Below are 3,686 nucleotides of genomic sequence, written 5' to 3'. Positions count from 1 at the left end.
TTTGAACCAAATAGTTCGGGTGTAAACACGCCGATTCCGAAAATGCAGATTGCATATAAGGAACCGATGGCTTCAGCCTCGCTAATTCATTGGCATTGGGCTTTAGCCTCGTCTTGTTCGGGACTAAAGTCTCCGATTCCAAAGAGTTTTGCAAGATGTTTAATGAAAAGTGAAAAGTGAAAAGTGAATAATGATGGTCTGTTTTCATGTTAGATTCCTAAGCAGTCATTAATTGTGTAGAAACCACTCTCTTGGTCTGTTATCCATCCTGCTGCTCTGATTGCACCTTTGGAGAAGGTCTCTCGGCTTGTTGCTGTGTGGTTTAGCTCCAAGAACTCTCCGTCATTATAGAAGCCTACTGTATGTCTTCCTACTATATCTCCACCTCTAAGTGCCATTACGGCTATCTCATCTTTGGTTCTTGCACCTATCTGCCCATCTCTACCAGAGATTCTAACATCATCCAAATCTTTTCCACGACCCTTGGCTGCAAACTCAGCTAAAGTTAATGCGGTTCCAGATGGTGCATCAACTTTGTGTCTATGGTGTTGCTCTACAATCTCTATATCAAAATCTTTGAGCGTTGCAGATACCTGCTCTACAAGCTGTTTAAGTAGTGCGATACCTGCTGACATATTAGAGGAGTATAGTACTGGCATCTCTTTAGATGCTTCCGTCAAAAGATTCTCTTGATGAGGAGTAAATCCAGTAGTTGCAATAACAAGTGGTGTAGGATTTTTAAGTGCAGACTCCAACAAATCCTGCGTCGCGACAGGAGCAGAGAAATCAATAACAACATCACAGTTCTCTAAAAAAACCTGCATACTGTTAGTAATCAAAACAGTATCTGGAACAGCTACTTTGAGCTCATCAAACACATGTAAAACAGCTAACTCTAATCCATCTTCTGCCAGTACATTGTTGATAAGATGTTCACCCATTCGTCCTGTACTTCCCAATATTCCTACTTTTGCCATTTTGATAATCCTAGCGTTGAATTTTGTGGAATTATACACGGTTTTTTCTAATGTAGTGATTATGTTTGTGGAGGGTAATTATATAAGCTTCTACCATGCCTAATCGGCGATGCGTTAATTTTATATTAAGGTAGAAGTTATAAAAATCGTTATGAAGAGCCATAAAAAAACTTAGGAGGGGAAAATTATGTCTCTCATGACCGTAGTATACCTGTAATTAGTGTCTTAATTGTGTTTATTAATAAAAATTACGCCTGTTCTTGAATATAAGCAATAACTTGCAACGCGGCCGCAGCACCATCACCCGCAGCTGATACAACCTGTTTTGGAGCCTCTATTCGCATATCACCAGTAGCAAAAAGTCCCTCTATAGAAGTTTTCATACTCAGGTCAACAATCACCTGTCCCCACTCATTCATATCACAGATAAACGCACCTGACTCATCTTTTAACACAGAGTTATTTACATTATGACCAGCAAAGATAAATACCCCTGGGACTTCAAGATTGGAGGTCTCTTCTGTTTTCACATTTTTGAGCTTAAGCCCAGTCACACCCATCATATCACCCTCTATCTCTTCTATTATCGTATCAGTAATCATATTGATATTCTCTGTTCTTCTGATTCTATCTACCATTGATGGAGAGGCTCTAAACTCATCTCTCCTGTGAATAAGATTGACCTCTGCACAGATATTTGATAGATAGTGAGCCTCTTCCAAAGCAGTATCTCCACCACCAAGAACAGCTACTGATTTACCTTTATAGAAGAACCCATCACATGTCGCACAGGTACTCACACCTCTTCCCCATAGCTCATCTTCACCTTTGATACCCGTTCGCTTTGGTGTGCTTCCTGTTCCTACGATAACCGTTTTTGCCTCTACTGTGTCACCACTTTCAAGAGTTACGGTAAAATGTTCACCTGTTTTAGCAACTCGTTCTACTTTTTTCATCTTATGAGTAAGACCAAAAGCGAAACACTGCTCTTGCCATGTGTCCATAAAATCCATACCTGTCTTACCATGCTGATAAAATCCTGGATAGTTCTCTATCTCAGAGCTTTGAGTAATCTGTCCACCTGGCATACCCATCTCAAACATTACAACATTTTTAAGACCACCACGAGTCGCATAAAGTCCTGCTGTTAGTCCTGCTGGACCCCCGCCTATAATTGCACAATCTAACATTTGCTATCCTTCATACCTGTTTTTATTACTAAAAGAGTAGTAGATTTAATATTTGATAAAGATTTATTGAGAAAAGAGAGAAGTCCCATGCGAAGCATGGGAAGTTAAGTTACACTAACCTTACTTTTTTGGTGCGTTAGAAAACAGCACCCTACAGTAGAGCATTGATTTTTGCAGCAAACGCATCTTTTGAAGCAGCACCAACCATCTGGTCAACAAGCTCACCATCTTTGAAGAATAGAATAGCAGGGATTGAACGGATACCATATTTCACAGCAACATCCTGTTGCTCATCTGTGTTTACTTTACAGATAGTTGCTTTTCCATCAAAATCCTCTGCTAGTTCTTCTACTACAGGAGCAATCATTCTACAAGGTCCACACCAAGGAGCCCAAAAGTCTACCATTGTTACACCCTCTGCAATTGTTGCCTCAAAATTGTCACTTGTTAAATCAATATATTTTGCCATATTGTCTGTCCTTTAATTAGTTAAATTGGTTAATGTCGTAATTATACATCAACTTTGTTAAACCTAAATTATTAATTTTCAGGTTTATTACAGTGCATTTATAACTAAACTTTTCTTTATTGTCAAGAGTTTTCAAGACAAATTTCAGGATACTCTGAGGAACGAGTCCCCTCAATAGCTTTAGTTGATGCACCTTTCACTGTATAGACAAATGCAATCTTTGGCTTATCCGTTCTATTTGCATTGGCACGATGAAGCAGTAGAGAGTGAAAAAGAACTATGTCACCTCTTTGCAAAGTTGTTGATACCTCTGTTTCTATAAGTGACATATTTTTAGAATAATCTGTTCTGAAATACTCTTTTTCATCAAACTGCTCTGGTTCATAACTCATCTTGTGACTCTTTGGTATAAACTCCAAAACCCCATTTTCACTATACTCATCATCAAGGGCTAACCATACACTCACAAGATTATCATCTGAAAAATGCCAATAGCGTCTATCTTGATGCCATCCTGTCTCTGTACTTGTATTTGGCATCTTGGTCATAATAGAGTTATGATGAGCCATAGTAATCACAACTTGGTCGTCAAGTACCTGCTCCAAAATAGGACGAATCTCTCTATCCTCCATCCACTCTTTAAAAAGTATATCACGATAATATACTTGTCGCAAACGCCTTACAGTAGGACTCCTCTCCTCTAGTTTTGAGCTATAATCCACCACATCTCTACGATAATCTTTGGATTTATCCCCATACCCTATCTCTGTCTCTATAGGCTCTATTTTATGTTTTAGATGAGCTTTTGCCACATCCAATATCGCTTCACACTTTGCTCTATCTGCGAAGTCTCGTATTATCAAAAATCCATTGGTGTTAAATGAATCTAGTTGCTCTGTTGTAAGTTGCATCAGCTGACCTTCTAATTAAATTAATCTATTATAGCTATAATAAATTAAAAATTTAAAGGTCTATATCAATGAATAGTCTATCTGTTGTCATCCCTGTATATAATAATCCAAAAACTATAAAAAAAGTTACAGAAGAGAC

The 3,686-nt window shown here is 38.3% G+C and carries 5 protein-coding genes; all 5 read right to left on the bottom strand.

Features of this window, described 5'->3' with window-relative positions; translation table 11 throughout:
- Positions 1-208: hypothetical protein (locus GSY74_RS10305; RefSeq protein WP_164665016.1), on the bottom strand; the 208-nt coding region annotated here is incomplete at its 3' end.
- A 1-nt stretch (position 209) separates the two neighbouring features.
- The gene (dapB, locus tag GSY74_RS10300; protein ID WP_164665015.1) at positions 210-977 is read right to left on the bottom strand and encodes a 4-hydroxy-tetrahydrodipicolinate reductase; all 768 of its coding nucleotides are present in this window, start codon (positions 975-977) and stop codon (positions 210-212) included.
- A gap of 248 nt (positions 978-1,225) precedes the next feature.
- Positions 1,226-2,167, bottom strand: a complete 942-nt coding sequence (gene trxB, locus GSY74_RS10295; RefSeq protein WP_164665014.1) for a thioredoxin-disulfide reductase — start codon at positions 2,165-2,167, stop codon at positions 1,226-1,228.
- A 151-nt stretch (positions 2,168-2,318) separates the two neighbouring features.
- Positions 2,319-2,636, bottom strand: coding sequence for a thioredoxin (gene trxA, locus GSY74_RS10290; protein WP_164665013.1), 318 nt, complete (start codon positions 2,634-2,636; stop codon positions 2,319-2,321).
- A 122-nt stretch (positions 2,637-2,758) separates the two neighbouring features.
- The gene (locus GSY74_RS10285; RefSeq protein WP_164665012.1) at positions 2,759-3,547 is read right to left on the bottom strand and encodes a phytanoyl-CoA dioxygenase family protein; all 789 of its coding nucleotides are present in this window, start codon (positions 3,545-3,547) and stop codon (positions 2,759-2,761) included.
- Between the last annotated feature and the right edge of the window lie 139 nt (positions 3,548-3,686).

It is taken from the genome of Sulfurovum sp. bin170 (genome assembly GCF_010892395.1).
In the GTDB taxonomy this organism is placed as follows: Bacteria; Campylobacterota; Campylobacteria; order Campylobacterales; family Sulfurovaceae; genus UBA1140.
The sequence above is the reverse complement of the archived record's forward strand: the minus strand, read 5'-3'. Positions and strand labels throughout refer to the sequence as shown.